Source organism: Catellatospora chokoriensis (genome assembly GCF_011297315.1).
GTDB classification, from domain to species: domain Bacteria; phylum Actinomycetota; class Actinomycetes; order Mycobacteriales; family Micromonosporaceae; genus Catellatospora; species Catellatospora citrea.
On sequence record NZ_JAAOTI010000011.1, the window covers coordinates 29,266 to 44,404 of the forward strand.

The window sequence follows — 15,139 nt, forward strand, 5'->3', positions numbered from 1 at the left end:
CCGGCCACCGGCCACCGCGGCCTGCTCGACCGGTTCCCGATGTACCTCGACGCCATCACCGAGCTGGAGATCTACCGGACTTCACAGCACGGGATGCAGGGTCTGATTCAGCTCGCGCGTATACATCAGGCACGCATCGTCGTCGATCACGACCAACTCTCCCGGCGGCACCGGCTCAGCTGCGTACATGATCCCGCGCCCGTCCGGGAGGTGACCACGTTTGGCGTACATCCGTTGCGCCGCACCGTAATCGCCATACAGGCCCACCCCGAGACCCACTATCGAAGTCCGCATGGCCACCAGCCGTTCGGCCGCGTCCATCAACGAGTTGCCGACTCGCCGCCGGCAGCACGCCGGGAGCACGTTGAAATCCTGGATCTCCGGGATCCCCGCGACCCGAAACGGCCGATAGCCGCTATTCCACGCGACGGTGACGTAGCCCGCGAACCGCCCACCCAGCTCAGCGACGATGACGTCCCGGTCGCCAGCAGCTTGCTCGGCCAGGTAGCGCCGGAACTGCTGCACGTCCTTACCCGGCCACCCGAGTTCGGCGAACGCCGCTGGGATCGTCAGCAGGTCCGGCTCGGCCAGCGCCCGCATCGTCAGGTCAGCGATCACCGGCTCATCATCCGTCACACGTCAAGAAAGTAATCGGAGGACATGAAAAGCCTCCTACGAGGTCAGGCGTTCGGGCGCACCCGATTAGCGCCAGTGCTGGGTGATGGTTGTCGTGCTCCACTGCCGTACAGCAACCGCATAGGCTCGCTCCATGTCACTGATGTCCGCGCCATCAGCCGAGGAACGAGACGTGCCGCAACCGCGCTCGTATTGGTCCACCGGGCTCTCCATCATCGCGGCCGGCACAGCCCTGCTCGTCTGCGGCTTCAGCGCCTTCGCTGTCATCATTCCGAGCAACACGCCCGACTACTGCGACGGGATCGGCTTCGAGTGCGGTCCTGACATGCAGGAGAGCACGTTTGTCGGCGGCGTGTCCGTGGGTGGCCCGGCGCTGGTCCTGAGCATTGGCGCGCAACTCATCACCCTGGTGGTGATGGCGTCGGCCGGAGTGCGCTCGGGTGTCCACGCGGGCGTAGGTGCCGTGCTGATCGGATGGACCCTACTTACCGTAGTGGTGGTTGCCAGCATGTGACATCGGCGGTCACGTGCGTCGCTGCTGCCGGCACCCTCCTCAGTCTTGTGATCGAACTCCGGTCTTCACGCGGTGCGAGCGCTTGGCGCACGGCACCCGCGCAACGGCCGGCGTCCTCCCGAAGAAGACGGGAACGACACCGGCGGCCCGTAGCGGGGTGAAGGTTCGGCCGGGTTCGCGATTGCGGGCGCGGCCCGGTCAGGGCCGTGCCGGGCCCGACCCGCCGGCGGGAACGTACGACCAGACCTCGCTGTGCACCCCGACCGGTGGCGGCGCCGACTCACCCGAGCGCTCGGCCGCCGACCGGTGGCCGTGTGCGAACGCGGGTGAACTGACCCACGCCTGGAATGCCCCCTCGTCGCGCCAGCGGGTGATGACGAGCCACGTGGTCCGCTCGTCGTTCGGGCGGAGCAGCTCGAAGCCTTCGAATCCGTCCTGGTCATCGACGGCGCCGGCCCGCGCGGCGAAGCGGCGCGCCAGCTCGTCGCCGCTGTCGGCCGGCACGGTGATGGCATTGATCTTGACAATGGTCATGTTGCCATTCTGTCCGACCGGCCGGGAAGGCATGCGCACACGCGCCGGGCCGACGTGGCTGATGACAGGCCGAGAGGTGCCCCGATTCAGCAGGGCACTCTGGTGAGGACTACGTGATCTTTGCGGACTTCGCCGACCATCGCGAACGCGGACCGGTCGACATCGCAGCAGAAGCTGAGGTCCCTGGAAGTATCAGGGCGTTCGGACGCGGGTAGTCGCGCATAGTGGCGAGCATGCTCGGCCGCGCCGTCCATGATGCCCGTGACCAGGTCTGCCCGTCGCGGTGCCGACCCGTCGAGAAGGTCGGCCAGGTACCTCGCACAGACCCAGTCCTCCGTGGTCCGGCCGGTGCAGATGATGGTGTACGGAGTGTCGGCGTGATTGCTATCGATCCATCTGGCGGCGGCACCGACATTCAGCGCCGACACCGCCAGCAGTGCCGCCGGGTTCGGACATCGGGAGAGTCCGAGCGTGCCGTTCGATGTCGCCTGGATCAGACGTCGGCCGTCGAGCCGCGCCGTCGACATCTCGAACGGCGAGTTCCCGAAGTCGAAATCCGCGGGCTTGAGCCCGTTGACCTCCCCGATCAGGAGACGGTCCGGGTATAGCCCACGGAGACCTCGGCCGACGTCGGCGGACGGCGCACAGGCTATCTCTGTCACGCCACGCTCAAAGGCAACCGCAGCCGTCGTGAAAGCGCGGATGACATCGATGACGACGACGATCCTGCCGGTCGGGATTTCGGCATCCATTCCCACGATCGACACGGCGCTGATCGTTCGCCGCAGAAGGCCGAGCCGCAAGGACAATCTCGCAGCGTGAACTGGCGCGCGCCCACCGTCTTCGCATGGTGTGCCGTCATCGGTCGCCGTTGACTGCCCAGGAAAATCGGTGACCCGGTGACCGAGAGCCATCTGTGATGATTTGATGAGATTCAGACCGTTCGGGCAGCGAGGCGTGCATGGTGGCGCCGATCGGAACGCGGTCCCGGAGGGAGATTCTCGATGTGGCGGAAGAGCGCGGTCGGGGTAGCCGCGATCGTCATGACAGCCCTGGTCGGATGCGCCCAGTCGACGCTTTCGCCGGTCGACCGGGACGGCCGGCGTTCGGCTGACCGGGATGCCCAGCTCACCGCCGCGATTCCCGAGCTGATGCGGCAGGCCTCGATTCCGGGGGCGATCGTCGGTGTCTGGCAGGAGGCCAAGGCCCCATACGTACGCGCGTTCGGTGTCCAGGACACGAGCACCGGACAGCCCATGGCCACGGATCTCCACATGCGTATCGGCAGCCTCACCAAGACGTTCACCGTGACTGCCCTGCTGCAGCTGGCACAGCAGGGGAAACTCGGACTCGACGATCCGATCGACCGGTACGTGCCCGGTGTCCCGAGCGGCGATGTGATCACGTTGCGCCAGTTGGCCGCGATGCGCAGCGGGCTGTTCAACTACGCGGACGTGACCACAGCCAGCCTGTCGAGCGAGCCCGATCGCCAGTGGACGCCGCAGGAGCTGCTCGCCGTCAGCTTCAGCCGTCCGCTGCTCTTCGAGCCGGGCACGAAGTTCGACTACTCCAACACCAACACCGTGCTGCTGGGGCTCGTCGTCGAGAAGGTCTCCGGCCAGTCTCTCGAAGCATTCATCGACCAACATATCCTGAAGCCGGAACGACTGGGGAGCACTGCCTTCCCGCCCGGCACCGACTTCCCCTCACCCCACTCCCAGGGCTACGCGAAAGCCGCCGACGGTGCGACCGTGAACGCCACGAACTGGAACTCCTCATGGGGATGGGCGGCCGGTCAGATGGTGTCGACGCTCGACGACGTCCGCGTCTGGACCCAAGACCTGGCCACGGGCAAGCTGCTCACCCCCGAGATGCTGCAGCAGCGCGATCAGTTCCTGCCCGCGCCCGAGGAGGGACAGGGCGCTCAGTACGGCCTGGCGATCGAGAACCAGAACGGCTGGATCGGCCACAACGGCAACATCTCCGGCTTCATGACGTATCCGTACTACCTGCCCGATGAGCAGACCACCATGGTCGTGATGCTCAACTCGAACGTCGACGTGCCGGGGAGCTGGGCGTTGATGGAAGGGATCGTGAAGATCATCAGTCCGGGCCACCCCTGGCCCAAGCTGCCCACCGAGTAGCAGGTGGCCCCGACGGGACCCTCTCGAAATGGTCAGTCGGTTCGCCGTACCAGACGTGCCGGGCGTGGGCAGGTCGCCCAGCCACCGGCTGCGGCCATGACCACAGCCGCCGCCGCGGCGCTCAGCAGCAGCTGCCACGCCACGCCATTCACCTGGATCTCCATCGCCCGGGTTTACGCGGGGCTGATCGCCGCCAGCGTCACGAGCCCCACCGAAACCCCCAGACCGGCGGATACAGCGGGTTGTGCTGCGGTGAGTCCCTTCTGGTCGCCGCCGAGCGAAAGGTAGCTGCGCACCAACGAACACAGCTGAATACTCGGCCAGTGGAGATCGACGATCACGACCTGGTGCGTTACTGGTTCGGCATCAGGCTGCCCGCGCCGGGAAAGAACATGCCGAGACCCACGGTGCCGATCTCGCGTTCCTCAGTGACAAGGACCCAGATCGGGCTGTGCAACGCCTCGCCAGCAAGGATGCGGGTGGGGCGGTCACCGATGCGCACTCCATACTGTGGCAGGCCTTCAGGAACCCCGTGGACGGCAAAAGGAACATGGCAGAGCACAACTCCCTCGTGCAAAGGCACCCGCTTCGGCGCCTGGAGGCTGCCGGACGCCAAGGAGCTGCCATGCTCGTCAACGATCACCACCGGTGTGCCGGGCATCAGATCTGACAGTGCGCCGACGGTCCGCAAAGCCGCAGGCGAACATGTGCCGTCCGTCGCGCCCGGGCGCAGCGGCATCTGAAGTTGTCCCACGACATCGAATGTGTCAGACCTGCTGAAGTAGTAGACGGCGGCGCTGATGCTGATCGCCAGCACCGCGGCCACAGCCGCTATCCAGCGCACCAGAGCCAGCCGGGTCGTTGTCGGGCCGTCACCGTTCATGACCGTCACCGTAGTTCCGCCCGCAACCCGCCTCGCAGGGCGGACTACCGCGGTCGCGCCCGGGTGTTACCTGGATCGGCGACGTGTTCTTGTCGCGGCGGTGCCGGCGCCGCTGCTTCGACAGCGCAGTCGGCGAAGGCGCGAACCAGCGCCGTCTCGTTGGCCGCCAGCCACACCGGGGCCCATCGTACGGGCGGGGCATCGGGCATCGGCAGGTAGACGATGTCGGGCCGGGGGTAGAAACGTGCGGCGTGCTCCCCGACCGGGAAGACGCCCTTGCCGGTGGCGACAAGGGCGAGGATTTCGGGAAAGGTGTCGGCTTTCGGGCCGAGGGGCACGGGGCGTCCGCTCGGTGTGGTGGCGGGGATACGGTAGAGCCGGGTCTCCTCGGGAAGGGTATCGGGCATCTGGACGACCGGGTGGTCGGCCAGCACCTCCCGGGTGACCTCGGCCTGACCGACCAGGGGGTGGTCGAGCGGGACGGCCAGTAGTTGCGGCTCGGACAGCAGCACCGGGCCCACGCGCACACCGTGGACGGGCAGTGCGGTGATCAGGACGTCGACCGTGCCGCCGAAGACGCGCTCGTAGGCGTCATGGACCTGGGCCTCGTGGATGTGGATCTCGCAATCGGGATACCGGGCGCCCATCCGCGCGACCGCCTTGAGAAGCAGTTGGCCTGCGGCGGCACCGAGGAAACCCGCGCGCAGCATTCCGCTGATCCCGCGAGCGGCTTCGATGGCACGGCGCACCGCGTTGTCGATGCCTGCCACGTGCGGGGTGAGCTCCCCGACGAGGCTCGCGCCGATCGGCGTCAGCGCGACGGCGCGGCTGGTGCGGACGAACAAGTCGGCCCCGATCCGACGTTCCAGGCGCTTGACGATCCGGCTGACCTGGCCTGTGGTGAGCCGCATCTGCTCGGCGGTTCGGCCGAAGTGCAACTCCTTGGCGAGGGTGAGCAGCACCTCGACCTCGGCCCGTTCCAGCATGTCCGCCCCCGTCGTTGCGCCCAGCGCAACGACCGTAGCCGGAACCCTGCTTGATCATTATCTCCCGCTCGCCGAAGGTGGTTGGTGTCACCCCTTCCCCAGGAAAAGGACACCAAAGTGGCGTACCGCAAGATCGTTACCGGCCTGTTCATCTCTGCCGACGGCGTCGTGGGCACCCCCGAGCAGTGGACCTTCCAGCACATGACCGACGAGGCCGGGGCGGCCATCGCCGGGATGATCGCTGATGCTGACACGCTGCTGCTGGGCCGGCGGACGTACGAGGAGTTCGCCAGGTACTGGGCTACGCAGAGCGGACCGATGGCCGACGCTCTCAACGGCATCCGCAAACTCGTGGCGTCCACGACCCTGACCGCGGCCGGGTGGAGCAACAGCGAGATCCTCGACGGTGACCTGGCACAGCGGCTGGCCGCGCTCAAGGACGCTCCCGGCCGCAACATCAACATCTCGGGCAGCATCTCCATCGTCCAGACCCTGCTGCAGGCCGGTCTGATCGACGACCTGCACCTGATGGTGTTCCCCATCGTGCTCGGCGGCGGGACCCGGCTGTTCCCCGAGCAAGGCAAGCGCGTCGACATGACCCTCGCACACACCCGGACCTACGACACCGGCGTCGTCCACCTGCACTACCGGCTCGGAGGCTGAGGAGATGTCCTTCCAGGCATACCTCGATTCGATCGAGGACAAGACCGGCAAGACCCCGCGCGCACTGGTCGAGGAGGCCGAGCAACACGGCTACAACGCGGCCGAGGTGAAGGCCAGCGTGATCACCGACTGGCTGAAAGACGAGTACGGCCTCGGGCGCGGGCACGCGATGGCCCTGGTCCACGTAATCAAGAAGGGGTCGAAGATCAGCGCGAAGCACGTCGGTGCAGACGGCTCGCATCGCGACGCCACCGACACCCTCTGGCTGGACGGCAAGGCCACCCGACCGGCCTGACCCGGCAGCCGCCGTTCAAGACACTGACGACAACATTTCAGACAAACCAAGGAGCCACCTATGCGCACCCTGATCGCCACCGCGTTCGTCTCGCTCGACGGCGTCATCGAGGCGCCCGGCGGAGAACCGGGCTACCGCAACTCGGGATGGACATTCAACGATATCGCGTTCGACGAGGCCGCGTACGAGACCAAGGTCAGTGAGCAGGACGAGGCCACGGCCATGCTGCTGGGCCGGGTCAGCTACCAGGCGTTCTCGCCGGTGTGGCCGACCATGACCGCGGAGTTTCCGGGCTACAACGCGATGCCGAAGTACGTCGTGTCGACCACGCTGCAGGAGAAGGACCTGGTGTCCAACTGGGGCCAGATCAGCATCCTCCGTTCACTGGACGACGTCGCCGCACTCAAAGAGACCGAGGGCGGGCCGATCAGCATCCACGGCAGCGCCACCCTGAACCGCAGCCTGTCCGATGCCCGCCTGATCGACCGCTACCACCTGCTGGTCTTCCCAGTCCTGCTCGGCGCGGGCAAGCAGCTGTTCAGCAGCACCGACAAGGACAAGCAGAACCTCAGGCTTATCGAGAGCAAGGCCTACTCCAACGGAATCCAGAAGCTGACCTACGACGTCATCCGCTGAGCCAGCCCCGTCGGGGTCGGCTCGGTTCAGGGGCCGACTCCGACGAACACCGGTCACCGCTGCTCGAACATCTCGCGCATCTCGATGTGCATGGCCGGCGGGCCATCCGGAAACCGCTATCAGGCTGACGCTGCGACGCAGTTCAGGCTATGAGCAGGCGGAGGCCGAGATCTGCCGCGTCAAGGTCGGCGAGGTCGCGGTTGCGCTCGGCCCACCGGCCGGAGGCGAGGTCGTCGTCGAGGCTTCGTACCGCACGCTGCTCGGCCTCCGGCCCGACCGTCGTCCACACCGACATCGCACGGCGCACGTGATCCTCCAGATACGCCCCCGGTCGGCGCCAGTACGCCTCGAACAGGCCGTCGGCGCAGTCCCACGGAATGGGGACCGGCTCCGCGCGGGCGCCGATCACGTCGGCCATCCCGGCAAGCGAGGGAAAATCTGCGAGGACGGTGGTGAACTCGGGCAAGTAGTCGCGGGTCAGCCAGAACCTGTCCTGCCATCCGGGCTCGTCGGTGTCGAACGTGAGCACCACCACGCGACGGGCGACGCGCCGCATCTCGCGCAGCCCGGCGATCGGGTCCCCCCAGTGGTGGACGGTGGAGACGGCCATCGCGGCGTCGAATGACTGGTTCTCGAAAGGCAGGCTTTCCGCGGCGGCTGCCACGCACGGAGCCGCGCCCGCCGGACGCTGCGCCCGCATTACCGCCGACGGCTCCACCGCGGTCACGTCACGATCGGAGGGCTCGTAGGAGCCGGTGCCGGCCCCGACGTTCAGCACTGTCTGCGCGTCCCCGAGCGCGTCCCAGATCTGCGCGGCGATCCGCGGCTCCGTGCGCCGTGTCGCGGTGTAGGCACCGCCGATCGCGTCGTACAGCCGCGCACCGAGCACCTCCAGTTGTTCTTCCGGTGTCACTGCCAGTCCCTTCGCTCGTGCCTCAAGTTCCCTGTCGATGGCGGCGACCATGGCATCAGCGCGTTCGCGCCGCTCCAACAGCAGGCTGCGCAGTCGGTGCAGGTGCGCTACCGCGTCGGTGGACGGGTCGCCGACCAAGTCCGCGACCTCCTGCAGCCCGAACCCCAGCCGACGGTAGGCCAGCACCTCGCGCAGCCGCTCCACGTCGCCCGCCGAGTAGGCCCGGTACCCGGCCGCGGTCCGAGCCGACGGCTGCACGAGTCCGATCTCGTCATAGTGATGCAGCGTGCGGACACTCACGCCGCCCAGCTCGGCCACGCGGCCTACGGTCCAGTGCTCTTCCACGCGACCGACTATGCCGCCTGACGCCACGTGAGGGTCAAGCGCCTCGCTGTCGGCAGCAAGAGCCGTACGCGGAGCAGCGGCTCCGCGGCTATCGGATCAGCTGAGCGATCTGCTCGTCTGCCGTGGTCGTCACGGCCGTTCGTCGGCGGGCGTGACGGTTCGACCATCGGCCGAGCACGTCGAGCGCGCCGGACGCGGCTACTGCAACCACCGGCACCACCAAGGCCCGTATCCCGTTTGGCAAAAACCGGCAGACACGGCACGTGCGCACAAGCTTGAATCAACAGGCCACCACGGCCAACTGCGGATGAGTCGGAAAGGAGGAGGCGCTTGATGAGTGAAGCGTTCTACTCCCACGCGAGGCTGTACGACCTGATGTGGCCGGGTGGCGGGCCTGCAGTCGACTTCTACCGGGCCGACGCCAATCGGCAAGGCGGGCGCGTACTGGAGCTCGGGTGCGGCACCGGGCACAAGCTGATCCCGATCGCGTCCGACGGGCATCCGTGCGTCGGCCTGGACTTCTCGTCAGACATGCTGGCCGAGGCCCAGCGTAAGGCGAACGAGCGCGGTGTAGCGGTGGAATGGATGCAGGGCGACATGCGGGCCTTCGATCTGGGCCGCACGTTCGACTTCGTGTTCATCACAGCCAATTCCCTCCTGCATCTGCATGAGGTTGAGGATTTGGTGCGCTGCTTCCGGTCGGTTCGCAGACACCTGGCACCCGGAGCACGGTTCGTCTTCGATGTATTCAACCCGAGCGTGCGCCTCCTTGCCGAAGCCGATGGCGTGCGGCGCACCCGGGAGTCGTTGTCGTTCACAGATCCTGACCGTGGCAACGTCAGTGTCGATGTCGCTGAGATCTACGACGCGCCCGCGCAAGTCACACGCGGGACGTACTACTTCTCGACCAGCTCCGATCCCGACTTCGTCGTCGCACCGCTCGAAATCAGAAGCATCTTCCCGCAAGAGCTGCCGCTACTCGTCTCCCTCGGCGGCCTTCGGCTCGTCGAGCGCTTCGGCGACTGGTCCGGTCGACCGTTTGCCGTCGATGCGCCGCTTCAACTCTGCATCTGCGAGTCCGCGTGATCCAAGGCGACGACAAACCCACCTAACGCCCGAGCTGACGGTCGTCGAATGCCGTTCGCGCACCGCCACATCCACCATCGACGACCCAACCGCCCCAGACAGACGAAAGCCCAGCTCACGAATGAGCTGGGCTTTCGTCAATCGGACATATCCGATTTGCGGGTGGACCCGGTGGGACTCGAACCAGTAGGCCACCAGGGACCCGAACCCTGAACCTCCGAATCAAAGAGTGGGTGCGTCAGAGGTCGGGGGCGAAGTGGGTGGCGGCGGCGGTGACCGAGGCGGTGATCTCGTCCTCGGTGGCGGTGCCGGAGGCGCGGATCGCGTCGGCCCAGGCCTGGATGGAGCGGCGGGAGAACTCCTGCCCGGCCAGGGAGTTCTGGTCGGCGAGCGGGTCGTCGCTCGGCTCGCCGCCGAGGTAGCGGGCCAGCATCAGCAGGCCCTGGTCCCAGCCGGGGCCCACGTAGAGCGCGCCCGCGCCGCTGCCCGCCATCTCGATCGGCACGGTGTGCTCGACCTCAAGGTCGGCGCTGTCCGCACCGGCCGAGGTCAGCCGCACCTCGACGATGCTGGTCGGGCCGCCGTACGTCATGCGCAGCAGCTTCGGCGGCCGGCACTGCAGGATCTCACCGGAGGCCATGTTCTCCACCTGGAAGCTGCCGCCCTCGCGGAAGTCGCCGCTGACCGGGGCGAACCAGCGCGGCAGGCGCTCCTTGCTGGTGATCGCGTCCCAGACGTCGTCGACGTCGGCCTGGTATGTGCGCCGCACCAGCACGGCCACCATCTCGCCCAGCTCGCCGTCGCGCCGGGCGACCTCGCGCCGGATCGCCTCAAGCTGCTCGGTTATGTCCTTCATCGGGTTTCTCCTTGTCCTGTCGTTCAAGCAGGCGGCGTTCGCGGCGGCCCCGGGCGAGTTCGGTGCCCAGCGCGTCGAGGCGCTGGTTCCAGAACCCACGGAAGTGGTCCAGCCAGTTGTCCACTTCCCGTAACGGGGTGGTGTCAACCGCGTACAGCCGTCGGGTGCCTTCGGCGCGCACGGTCGCGAAGCCGCTGTCGCGCAGCACCTTCAGGTGTTGCGACACCGCGGGCTGCGAGATGCCGAACTCGGCCTGGACGACCTCGCTGAGCGCGCCGGAGGCCCGCTCGCCGCCGGCCAGCAGTTCGAGGATCCGCCGCCGGACCGGGTCGCCGAGTACGTCGAAGGCGTGCACGGACCGAAATTACAGCTGATGCTTATATAAGTCAAACCTGGTATTAGCTCAGCAGCAGGTCGAGCAGCCCGTCGGTCAGGGCGACCGTGCGCTCGGTGTCGTCGTCGAGCGCCGTGACGATCACGCCGAGCCCCCGGTCGGGCACGCGGGCCAGCAGCGTACGCACGCCGGGCCAGCCGCCGCCGTGGCGGTACACGGTCAGCCCGTGGCGGCGGCGTACGCCCATGCCCCACGCGTAGTCGAGGGTCGTGCCGTCGTCGAGGCGGCCCGGCGCCTGCAGCAGCCCACTGACGCCGAGGCGGCTGTCGTTGAGCGCATCGGCCCAGCGCAGCAGATCCGCGGCGGTGCTCCAGAGCCCGCCGTCGCCCAGCGACAGCGGCGCGGGGGCACCCGGCGACAGTGCCGCCGCGCCCGGCGGGGCAGGTTCGGGGCCGTCCCAGAACCGGGTGGCCGTCAGGCCGAGCGGCGCGAACAGCAGTTGGTCGGCGAGCGCGGGCAGTGCGGCACCCGCCGCACGGCTTACGGCTTCGGCTAGGCAGACGTATCCGGCGTTGGAGTAGGCGTACTCGGTGCCGGGTGATGCAGCGGGTTCGGGCAGCGCGCGCAGGGCGGCCAGCACACCGGACCCGGTGCGGTCACCGGTCAGGGCGCGGTCGACCAGGTCGTCGCCGGGCAGGCCGCCGATGTGGTGCAGCAGGTGGCGCAGGCGCACCGACTGCGCCCAGGCGGGCAGTTCGGGCATCCGCCGCGACAGCGGCTCGTCCACGGCCAGGCCGCCCCGGCGCATGACCAGTGCCGTCAGCGCGGCGACGAACTGTTTGGACAGCGAGGCCGCGTAGGCGAGGGTGTGCTCGTCGAACGGCCGTCCGGCCGGGGTGCGGCCCGCGCAGGCGAATATCGGCGGGGCGTCCCGCCACGACGTTCCCACGACCAGCGGCGCTTCCGCCGCGTAGCCTGCCGCCCGCGCCAGCCTGCGCACCTCCGGCACGCTCGCCGTACGCCACCGGCGGACTTCCGGCACCGCGCTCGGCCGCAGCCCGAAGACCTCCGGCACCGGCCTCTGATGGCAGACCTCCGGCACCACCGGGCGCGGAGGCAGATCGACGAGCCCCATCGCGCGCTCCGGTGCCGAGTCACGGTCCTCCTGCGCGGGCACTAGGCGCAGCCGCCGGGCAGGAGCGCCAGATAGCTGATCGCCGTGCCCGCCAGCGCGGCGAACGGCACGAGGCTCAGCGCCCAGCCGGCCAGCACCGCCCACCGGTTGCCGTCGGTGCGGCGCAGCGCGCCGGCCAGCAGCACCCCGCCCAGCAGCAGGTCCAGCAGGACGGCAAGGGCCCATCCCGCGGCCAGCCCGTCTGCTCTGTCGCAGCCCTCCAGCCGCAGCAGCGACACCCCTGCGTAGACGAGCGCGGCGAGGACGTGCACGAGCGCGCCGATCGTCAGGTTCGCCGCCAGTCCGAGCGGGGCGGAGAGCCGGTGCGCCGTGTGATCCGCCACGTGACCGCCTCATTCGCTGCCGTCGCGCCGGCTCCGGTGGTCGGCGCGAGCCGAAGTGTGCCACCGGCAGGTTACCGTTCGTTTACTGGTCGTCGCTGATGCCCTCCATCTGCCGCAGCCGCTCGACGACCTCGGCCGCGAGGTCGAGGCTGGCCGGGGACAGGCCGCTCATCCGGTGCAGCAGGCGGCGCACCTTGGTGTCGCGCAGCGCGCCGAGCAGTTCCAGCTCCCGGTCGACGGCGGCAGCCCGTTCGGGGTCGAGGAAGTAGGCGACGTCGACGCCGAAGTGTGCCGCGATCCGCCCGACGAGTTCGTGGCCGGGGTTGGTGCGCTTGCCGGTGCGCAGCATGCCGATGTACTGCGCGGACACGTCGACGGCGCGCGCGACCATCTCGTCGGTCTGGCGCACGCCATCGGGCTGGATCGCCTCCAGCAGCCGGTTGTATCGCAGCGCGAACAGCGGTAGCACGGGTCGCGCACGCATCTGGACATCATCTGACGGGCAGGCCGGGCCGGTCATGTTCACTCCACTTTGGACACGACATCGTCGGCGGTCCGCGCGGGTTCAGTCGGGTGCCGGGGTGAGGTGCTGCAGCTGGTGTGCGAACGCCAGGATCACCGCGTCGAACTGGGCCTCGATGGCCGGCAGGTTGGACCGTGCCGCCTCCAGCGAGCGCAGGCAGGTCGCCAGCATGGCCACGTCGCGCGCCTGGCGTTCCCGGTCGGGGCTGTACGTGCCCCCGGCGCTCGCGCGGTAGCTGGCCGCGGCGCGGTCGGCGTCGCGGCGGGCGGCCTCCAGGATGTGCGCGGCCTGCTTCTCGGCGCTCTCCACGATCAGCCGGCTCTGCTGCTGCGCCGCCGCGATCACGGTGTCGGCCTGGGCCTGCGCGCGGGCGGTGAGGGTGACCGCCTCCGCGGCGACCTGGCGGGCGCGCACCGCCGGATCGACGGGCTGCAGCCGGTCGCCGAGCCGCTTGACCCGGTCCAGTTCGGCCTGCTGGGCGACGATGTAGGCGTTGAGCGCGTCGACGTCCTCGGCGAGCGTGCGCCGCAGCCGGTCGACGGCCTCCTTGTCGTACCCGCGCCGCCGGCCGGCGGCGTCGGGCAGGTGGTGGCGGACGATCGACTCCGGCGTGTGCGGCACCCGCTTGCGCAGGTCCGGCTGCTCGTACGCGCTGACTGTGGTCACTGCTCCCCCTGTGTCATCGGACTGCGGCTGTCATCGGGCCCGGCGCCGGGGACGGCGTGTACCGCCCGGCGTCGTGGTCCTCCAGATGGATCTGTGCGGCGGGCACGCCCACGGCCGCCAGCGCGTCGCGCGCGTGCCCGGCCATCGCGGGCGGCCCGCACACGTACACCTCGCGCTCGGCCAGGCGGGTGGTGCGCAGCGCCGCGCCGAGCACGTCGTCGCCGCCGCGCTCCTCCGGCGTCACCGGCAGCACGCTCAGCCAGCGGTGCGCCGCCTCCAGCCCGCGCAGGGTCGGCAGGTCGTAGAGGTCGCCGACGCTGCGGGCGCCGGTGAACAGCTGCACGGACCGGGCCGGCACGCCGGCGGCGGTCTCGACCTCGACCTGCTCGACCAGGGCCCGCATCGGGGCCAGGCCGGTGCCCGCGGCGATCAGCAGCAGGTCGCGGCCACCGCCCGGGGTGAGGGTGAGCTGCCGCCCCACGGGTGCGCCCAGCCGCACCTGGTCGCCTTCCCGCAACTGGTGGACCAGGGCCGGGCTGAGCTCGCCGCCGGACTGGGCGCGGACGTGGAACTCGATGGTGCCGTCGGCGCGCGGGGTGTTCGCGGGCGACAGGAAACGCCAGACCCGGGGCCGCAACGGGCACTCCAGGGCCACCGACTGTCCGGGCCGGTACGTCAGCGGCATAGTCGGACGCACCGTGAACACGGCCAGGTCCGGGCCGCGGCGTTCGTGTTCGAGCACGTCCGCGGTCCACCAGGCGGGCTGGCTGCGGGCGGCGTGCTCGGCCGCCCGCAGCATGGTGCCCGACACCAGGTCGTACGCCGCCGACCACTGTGCGGCCAGGTCGTCGGTCCACTGCTCGCCCAGGAAGTGCTCCAGGGTGGCCAGCAGTGCCTGCCCGACCTGTGCGTAGTGCGCCCCGACGACCGAGAACTTGCGGTGGTCGCGGCCCAGGCCCTCCAGGTACGGCACGGCCTGGTCGAGCCGGTCGACGTGCGACACGACGTGCCCCAACGCCTGCAGCAGCTTGTCCCGCTGGCCGGCCATGGACACCGGGAACAGGTCGCGCAGCTCCGGATACGCCACGAAGAGGAAGGCGTAGAAGTGCTGGGCGGCTCGGTCGCCGTGTGCGGACACGACGGCGAAGCTGCTCTGCAGGCGCGCGGCGTCCATCCTCAGGCCGCCGCCGGCTCGGCCACGATCAGGGGCTGCACGCTGGCCAGCACCTGTCCCACCTGGAGGATGACGTCCATCGGGACGTGCAGTTCGAACAGCACTCCGGCGGCATACTGCGCGACCCGCTGGTAGTGCGCCGCGCTGATGTTCAACCGGGCGTGCGCGGGGCCGAGGTTCTCCACCGGGTATCCGCCGGGGCCGCCGAGCACGTGGCTGAGCAACCCGACCATGTGGCTCTTGAGCCTGGGCAGGTCGATCCCGTCGAAGTAGTCGGCGAGCTGCTCGTCGGCGAGCAGGTAGGTGTAGAGCCGGTCCACCGCCTCGCGCACCGACGGCGCACCGCCGATGAGGTCGTACGCGCTGGCGACCGTGGTGGTCGCGCCTGGACTGTCTGACATGTTCCGCCTCCGTCATCGCAGTGATGAGCACG

General features: G+C 69.1%; 22 protein-coding genes. 6 read left to right on the forward strand and 16 right to left on the reverse strand.

Going from position 1 to position 15,139, the window contains the following annotated elements:
* Window positions 1–81: 81 nt before the first annotated feature.
* Window positions 82–618, reverse strand: a complete 537-nt coding sequence (locus HAV39_RS17735) for a GNAT family N-acetyltransferase (protein ID WP_203736394.1) — start codon at window positions 616–618, stop codon at window positions 82–84.
* A 151-nt stretch (window positions 619–769) separates the two neighbouring features.
* Between HAV39_RS17735 and HAV39_RS17740 the strand changes: the two genes are divergently transcribed.
* The gene (locus tag HAV39_RS17740) at window positions 770–1,150 is read left to right on the forward strand and encodes a hypothetical protein (protein WP_191840324.1); all 381 of its coding nucleotides are present in this window, start codon (window positions 770–772) and stop codon (window positions 1,148–1,150) included.
* Between the two features lie 198 nt (window positions 1,151–1,348).
* Here the strand turns inward: HAV39_RS17740 and HAV39_RS17745 are convergent, their stop codons facing one another.
* Window positions 1,349–1,684 (reverse strand): antibiotic biosynthesis monooxygenase family protein, encoded by a 336-nt coding sequence (locus HAV39_RS17745; protein ID WP_191840325.1) that lies wholly within the window; start codon window positions 1,682–1,684, stop codon window positions 1,349–1,351.
* Window positions 1,685–1,770: 86 nt separating this feature from the next.
* Window positions 1,771–2,451 carry a 2-phosphosulfolactate phosphatase gene (locus HAV39_RS17750; RefSeq protein WP_191840326.1) on the reverse strand — a complete coding sequence of 227 codons (681 nt, stop codon included), beginning with the start codon at window positions 2,449–2,451 and terminating at the stop codon, window positions 1,771–1,773.
* A gap of 237 nt (window positions 2,452–2,688) precedes the next feature.
* Here HAV39_RS17750 and HAV39_RS17755 point away from each other — a divergent pair, with 237 nt between their 5' ends.
* Complete coding sequence (locus tag HAV39_RS17755; RefSeq protein WP_191840327.1) at window positions 2,689–3,828, forward strand: serine hydrolase domain-containing protein; 1,140 nt, start codon at window positions 2,689–2,691, stop codon at window positions 3,826–3,828.
* A gap of 32 nt (window positions 3,829–3,860) precedes the next feature.
* Here the strand turns inward: HAV39_RS17755 and HAV39_RS43275 are convergent, their stop codons facing one another.
* The 4 genes from HAV39_RS43275 to HAV39_RS17770 are packed head-to-tail and all read right to left on the reverse strand — an operon-like array spanning window position 3,861 to window position 5,697.
* Window positions 3,861–3,992: a hypothetical protein gene (locus tag HAV39_RS43275; protein ID WP_275413947.1), complete on the reverse strand. Its 132-nt coding sequence runs from the start codon at window positions 3,990–3,992 to the stop codon at window positions 3,861–3,863.
* 9 nt (window positions 3,993–4,001) lie between these two features.
* Window positions 4,002–4,169, reverse strand: coding sequence for a hypothetical protein (locus HAV39_RS17760; RefSeq protein ID WP_191840328.1), 168 nt, complete (start codon window positions 4,167–4,169; stop codon window positions 4,002–4,004).
* 11 nt (window positions 4,170–4,180) lie between these two features.
* On the reverse strand, window positions 4,181–4,711 hold the full coding sequence (locus HAV39_RS17765; RefSeq protein WP_191840329.1) for a hypothetical protein: 531 nt from the start codon (window positions 4,709–4,711) through the stop codon (window positions 4,181–4,183).
* A 44-nt stretch (window positions 4,712–4,755) separates the two neighbouring features.
* Complete coding sequence (locus HAV39_RS17770) at window positions 4,756–5,697, reverse strand: LysR family transcriptional regulator (protein WP_191840330.1); 942 nt, start codon at window positions 5,695–5,697, stop codon at window positions 4,756–4,758.
* Window positions 5,698–5,781: 84 nt separating this feature from the next.
* On the opposite strand from HAV39_RS17770, the gene HAV39_RS17775 reads away from it, so the two are divergent.
* The 3 genes from HAV39_RS17775 to HAV39_RS17785 are packed head-to-tail and all read left to right on the forward strand — an operon-like array spanning window position 5,782 to window position 7,291.
* A complete protein-coding gene (locus HAV39_RS17775) occupies window positions 5,782–6,360 on the forward strand; it encodes a dihydrofolate reductase family protein (protein WP_244958823.1) in 579 nt (192 codons plus the stop codon).
* Between the two features lie 4 nt (window positions 6,361–6,364).
* Window positions 6,365–6,655 carry a DUF4287 domain-containing protein gene (locus HAV39_RS17780; protein WP_191840331.1) on the forward strand — a complete coding sequence of 97 codons (291 nt, stop codon included), beginning with the start codon at window positions 6,365–6,367 and terminating at the stop codon, window positions 6,653–6,655.
* A gap of 60 nt (window positions 6,656–6,715) precedes the next feature.
* Window positions 6,716–7,291: a dihydrofolate reductase family protein gene (locus tag HAV39_RS17785; RefSeq protein ID WP_191840332.1), complete on the forward strand. Its 576-nt coding sequence runs from the start codon at window positions 6,716–6,718 to the stop codon at window positions 7,289–7,291.
* 142 nt (window positions 7,292–7,433) lie between these two features.
* On the opposite strand, the gene HAV39_RS17790 is transcribed toward HAV39_RS17785, so the two are convergent.
* A complete protein-coding gene (locus HAV39_RS17790; protein WP_203736398.1) occupies window positions 7,434–8,549 on the reverse strand; it encodes a MerR family transcriptional regulator in 1,116 nt (371 codons plus the stop codon).
* Window positions 8,550–8,882: 333 nt separating this feature from the next.
* On the opposite strand from HAV39_RS17790, the gene HAV39_RS17795 reads away from it, so the two are divergent.
* Window positions 8,883–9,635, forward strand: a complete 753-nt coding sequence (locus tag HAV39_RS17795; RefSeq protein ID WP_191840334.1) for a class I SAM-dependent methyltransferase — start codon at window positions 8,883–8,885, stop codon at window positions 9,633–9,635.
* A gap of 238 nt (window positions 9,636–9,873) precedes the next feature.
* Here HAV39_RS17795 and HAV39_RS17800 read toward each other — a convergent pair whose 3' ends face one another.
* From HAV39_RS17800 to HAV39_RS17835, 8 genes are all read right to left on the reverse strand, one after another.
* On the reverse strand, window positions 9,874–10,491 hold the full coding sequence (locus HAV39_RS17800; RefSeq protein ID WP_191840335.1) for an SRPBCC domain-containing protein: 618 nt from the start codon (window positions 10,489–10,491) through the stop codon (window positions 9,874–9,876).
* Window positions 10,466–10,846 (reverse strand): ArsR/SmtB family transcription factor, encoded by a 381-nt coding sequence (locus HAV39_RS17805; RefSeq protein WP_191840336.1) that lies wholly within the window; start codon window positions 10,844–10,846, stop codon window positions 10,466–10,468. Before HAV39_RS17805 ends, HAV39_RS17800 begins: the two co-directional genes overlap by 26 nt.
* 43 nt (window positions 10,847–10,889) lie before the next feature.
* Window positions 10,890–11,960: a serine hydrolase domain-containing protein gene (locus HAV39_RS17810; RefSeq protein WP_191840337.1), complete on the reverse strand. Its 1,071-nt coding sequence runs from the start codon at window positions 11,958–11,960 to the stop codon at window positions 10,890–10,892.
* 41 nt (window positions 11,961–12,001) lie between these two features.
* Window positions 12,002–12,343 (reverse strand): hypothetical protein, encoded by a 342-nt coding sequence (locus HAV39_RS17815; protein ID WP_191840338.1) that lies wholly within the window; start codon window positions 12,341–12,343, stop codon window positions 12,002–12,004.
* 82 nt (window positions 12,344–12,425) lie between these two features.
* Entirely contained in the window at window positions 12,426–12,827 is a 402-nt protein-coding gene (locus tag HAV39_RS17820; RefSeq protein ID WP_191840339.1) for a helix-turn-helix domain-containing protein, read from the reverse strand.
* Window positions 12,828–12,908: 81 nt separating this feature from the next.
* Window positions 12,909–13,532 (reverse strand): hypothetical protein, encoded by a 624-nt coding sequence (locus HAV39_RS17825; protein WP_191840340.1) that lies wholly within the window; start codon window positions 13,530–13,532, stop codon window positions 12,909–12,911.
* 13 nt (window positions 13,533–13,545) lie between these two features.
* A complete protein-coding gene (locus HAV39_RS17830; RefSeq protein WP_191840341.1) occupies window positions 13,546–14,706 on the reverse strand; it encodes a globin domain-containing protein in 1,161 nt (386 codons plus the stop codon).
* Window positions 14,707–14,708: 2 nt separating this feature from the next.
* Window positions 14,709–15,107: a group I truncated hemoglobin gene (locus tag HAV39_RS17835; RefSeq protein WP_191840342.1), complete on the reverse strand. Its 399-nt coding sequence runs from the start codon at window positions 15,105–15,107 to the stop codon at window positions 14,709–14,711.
* Window positions 15,108–15,139 lie beyond the last annotated feature (32 nt).